Source organism: Myxococcus vastator, assembly GCF_010894475.1.
GTDB classification, from domain to species: Bacteria; Myxococcota; Myxococcia; order Myxococcales; family Myxococcaceae; genus Myxococcus; species Myxococcus vastator.
Map to the genome: position 1 here is coordinate 1 of NZ_JAAIYB010000632.1, position 3,657 is coordinate 3,657.

General features: G+C 72.8%; 5 protein-coding genes and 1 pseudogene. 2 read left to right on the forward strand and 4 right to left on the reverse strand.

Features of this window, described 5'->3' with window-relative positions:
- Window positions 1-377, forward strand: a pseudogene (locus tag G4D87_RS35195) (hypothetical protein); the annotation flags it as partial.
- Window positions 378-475: 98 nt separating this feature from the next.
- On the opposite strand, the gene G4D87_RS35200 reads toward G4D87_RS35195, so the two are convergent.
- The 4 genes from G4D87_RS35200 to G4D87_RS35215 form a co-directional block, all read right to left on the reverse strand.
- Entirely contained in the window at window positions 476-1,060 is a 585-nt protein-coding gene (locus G4D87_RS35200) for a tRNA-uridine aminocarboxypropyltransferase (protein WP_163787075.1), read from the reverse strand.
- Window positions 1,057-1,605 carry a hypothetical protein gene (locus tag G4D87_RS35205; RefSeq protein ID WP_163787076.1) on the reverse strand — a complete coding sequence of 183 codons (549 nt, stop codon included), beginning with the start codon at window positions 1,603-1,605 and terminating at the stop codon, window positions 1,057-1,059. Before G4D87_RS35205 ends, G4D87_RS35200 begins: the two co-directional genes overlap by 4 nt.
- Window positions 1,606-1,706: 101 nt before the next feature.
- Complete coding sequence (locus G4D87_RS35210) at window positions 1,707-2,573, reverse strand: DMT family transporter (protein ID WP_176412420.1); 867 nt, start codon at window positions 2,571-2,573, stop codon at window positions 1,707-1,709.
- 58 nt (window positions 2,574-2,631) lie between these two features.
- Window positions 2,632-3,363 (reverse strand): helix-turn-helix transcriptional regulator, encoded by a 732-nt coding sequence (locus tag G4D87_RS35215; protein WP_163787080.1) that lies wholly within the window; start codon window positions 3,361-3,363, stop codon window positions 2,632-2,634.
- An 87-nt stretch (window positions 3,364-3,450) separates the two neighbouring features.
- On the opposite strand from G4D87_RS35215, the gene G4D87_RS35220 reads away from it, so the two are divergent.
- Window positions 3,451-3,657, forward strand: a 207-nt coding sequence (locus tag G4D87_RS35220) for an alpha/beta fold hydrolase (RefSeq protein ID WP_338045019.1), incomplete at its 3' end; no start/stop codon positions are given.

The window sequence follows — 3,657 nt, forward strand, 5'->3', positions numbered from 1 at the left end:
CCCCTGGCCCGTTCGTGGCCCTCCTCGCCGGGCCCGCCCTCGCGCGCGGCGGACTGCGAGAAGCCCTGGCGGTGCTCCACGAGCGGCCTCAGTGGAACCTCTGGGTGCGCCCCGCCGAGGGCACGGATTCGCGACACCTGAACCACCCGCGAGTGCGGAAGGTGACGGCGCAGGTGCAGCGCACGCTCCATCAGGTGGACGTGGTGCTCGCGCCAGCGTGGTGCGAGAGCCACCTGGGTGAGCTGGCGCGGGCGCGAGCGCAGGGCATCCCCGTCATCGCCACGGACCGCGCCGCGGGCTTCTGGCCCTGCCGGACGGTGCCTCGCGGCGATGTGCCCGCCCTCGTCGCTGAGCTGGACGCGCTGACCGCGCGCTGAAGCCCGCGCCTGTCGGCACCAACCCCACCCTGAGCGGCCGGCTCGTGCGCATCGCGAGCCGGCCGGCAGGGCTGGTCGCTCGATGCAAGCCCAGCGCGCTAGGTGTTCCGTCCCCGGCTCGCGAGGACGCGGTCAATCATCTGCTCGTGCAGCGCATAGAGCGGCTGGGCGACGTGTTCGCCCTCCAGGTACGCGAGCGCGCCGGCGATGGCCTCCAGCGTGGACATGCCCTCCGGGTGGGGCGGACGGCGCAGGCGCCGCGAGTCCGGAGCGGGCGGAGGCAGCTTCAAGCCCGGGAGCCGCCGCAGGGCGGGGACTCGCTGCACCATGCGGCGCGCCTGCCCCCAGCTCCCATCCAGGATGATGAGCCTGCTGGGAAAGGCCGCGCCGGGCTCGGGCTCCTGGTGCGCGTCTGGGAACAGCAGCCAGGTGTCGTCGCCCTCCAGCACGGAGGCGTCGAAGGGCACGCCCGGCGAGCCATAGGAGACGATGCCGCACCGGGGAATGGCGAGCGCCGCCATGCGCGCCGTGTTGGTCGACTTGAGCGTCTCCTTGTGGTGCCGGACGATGAGCAGCTCGGTGCGCGTGGAGACGCACGGCACCTCGGCGCACAGGCACAGGGCAACGGGGAGGAAGCAGCGCGGGCAGCGGCCCGCGAGGTCCTCGGGCGTTCGAGACCTCATTTGCCCTGGCGGTAGCGCTCCATGAGGGTCCGGGCCTCGCGCAGCTTCTCGTCGACGAAGCGGTCATCCGCGTCCGGCTCGTACTCCGCGTCGGGCAGGTCGAGATGGAAGAAGGCGGAGAGGCTGACAGGCGTCACTTCCAGCCATTCGGCGGTGCGGTTGAGCGCGGCCTGCCGGCGACCCGCGAACGTCTCTGGCCCGTCTTCGGGACCGCAGCGGCAGATGCGCGCCGAGTCACCGGACACGTCGACGTAGAGCCCCAGCACCTCCGCGTCCAGCTCCGCGGCCAGCGCGCACGTGGCCTCGCTGACGTAGGCGGCCATGGCCTGCGCCGCGGAGCGCTCCGTCAGCGAGCGGACGAGGAACACCTGCCAGCCGGCCTCCGTGAGCGCGCCCGCCTCCTGGAGCGGCGCCAGCTCCGCGGGCGGCGCGTGGATGCGTGAGAGCAGCCGTCGCACGGGCACTTCCAGCCGCTCGAGCCGGGCGCTCGACGCGGGGCAGAAGAAGACGACGCGGTACTCACGGCTGTCGGCTGCGGTTTCCATAGGCATACGGCGTCGCCAGGAACGGAGGGAAGAGTGTGTGCGGGGGCCCAAGAGGACCAAAGGACTCCCCACGCATGCAAGCGGTGATTTGGCGCGCGCGTTCAGCGTGCCGCGGCGCGCAGCGGCACGGCCTGGACGGTGGCGCGTCGCTCTGCCGCCACCCATGCGCCCGCCACCAGCACCAGCAGCCCTCCGCCCAGCGCGACGGGCGTCAGCGTCTCCGAGAAGAAGGCCCAGCCCACCAGCGTCGCGGTGAGCGGCTCCAGGTAGGTGAGCGCCGCCGTGGCCGCGGTCGGAATCCGTCGCAGACCGGTGTGGAAGAGGATGTTTCCAATGAGGCCACACACGACGCCACCCACGAGCACGAGGAGCGTGCCTCCCTCCACCGTGGGTGGCAGTGCCCGGCCTCCGAAGCAGAGCAGCAGCACGCCCGCGGAGAGGGGCGCATGCAGGGCCGTCACGGCCATGGGGGAATACGCCCGCGCCGCCTGCTTCGCGGCCAGGACGATGATGGCGTAGAAGCAGGCGCTGCCCGCGCCCAGCAGCGCCGTCAGCCCGGAGAAGCCGCCGTCGGGCCGGCCGATGAGCAGGGCCAGGCCCACCAGCGTCACGGGGCCTCCAATCAGGGCCCGGGTGGAGCGCTCCTCGCCCAGCACCCAGGGGGCCAGCAGCGCCAGCATCAAGGGGGCCAGGTAGTGCGTCAGCACGGCGATGGACACCGGCCCGCGCTCCATGGCGGCGAAGAAGAGGCCCGTGTTCGCCGCGTCCGCCAGCGCCACGATGAGCAGCGCCAGGGTGGCCCGGCGGTCGCGCAGGGCGTCGCGCCGGAACAGGAAGGGCGCCGGGAGCGACATGGCCAGGAGCACGAGGAAGGCGTTCTGCGGCCCGTCGAGCCCCGCTGGGCGGAGGAAGAGCGCCCAGCACCCCCAGAGGGTGGCCCCGGCCGCGACCATGGCGAAGTACCGCACCGTGTGACTCCTGGTGACTCCGGCGCGCACTCCGGCTCCGGCGGGCGCGCAGCCTACCTCAGCCTGGGGCTCGCGCACCGTCCGCGCGCTGGGCCTCGGCCTGGGCTCGCAGGCCCTCCATGTCGGGCGTGAAGGGGCGGCCGGGGACGAGGCGGGCTCGGCGGATGCGGTCCATGCGGAACATGCGCGCCGCGGCCTTCTCCACGTCCCGGGCCAGCACGTACCAGACGGGCGATTCGACCAGCAGCCCGTGCGGCTCCACGACGCGGCGGGTCGCCTTGCCGTGCCGGTCACGGTACTCGAAGGACAGGCAGACCTGCTCGCGGAAGGCCCGCTCGAAGACGGCGAGCAGCTCCGCGGGCGGTGTTCCGGCGTCCGCCAGCACGCGGGCGCTCGCCGGCCGTCCCACCACCACTCGGCGGCAGAGCTTACGCATGCCCCGGGCCCGCTCCTTGGGGACGCTGGCGAAGAGCTTCTCGAGCCCCGAGCGCGCGGCGTTGCCCCAGGGCAACGTGCTTCCCGTCGCGGACAGGTGGGCGGCCAGCCAGAGCGCCACCACCTCCTCCTGCGACAGGTGGACGGCCGTCACGCCCCGGTCCCGCTCCAGCCGGACGCCGCCCCCAGGGCCTGTGTCACTGCTCAGGGGAAGGCCCTGCTCCCGCAGCGTCGCCAGGTCCCGGTGGACGGTGCGCGCGCTCACGTCGAGCGCCTCTGCAATCTCCGCCACCGTCGTCCCCTCCCGGCCCCTCAGGAAGTCCAGCAGCCGCATCACCCGGTCGACTCGCGCCATTGGTGACAGTTTCTGTCAGGGATGGGCCGTACTCCACAAGCATCAGGTCGCGCACGGCCGCGCGCTTCGAGGCCAGAGGAGAACTTCATGATGGGTGCCAAGGGACTGCTGAATGTCGACGATGGGGGCGTGGGTGGACTGCCGGTGGTGTTCGTCCATTCAAGTGCCGGCAACACCACGCACTGGGCCGCGCAGCTATCGCACCTGCGCAAGCGCCAGCGCGCCGTGGCGCTGGACCTGCGTGGCCACGGGAAGTCCGAGCTGCCACGAGACGGCGGCTTCACCGTGGAGGAC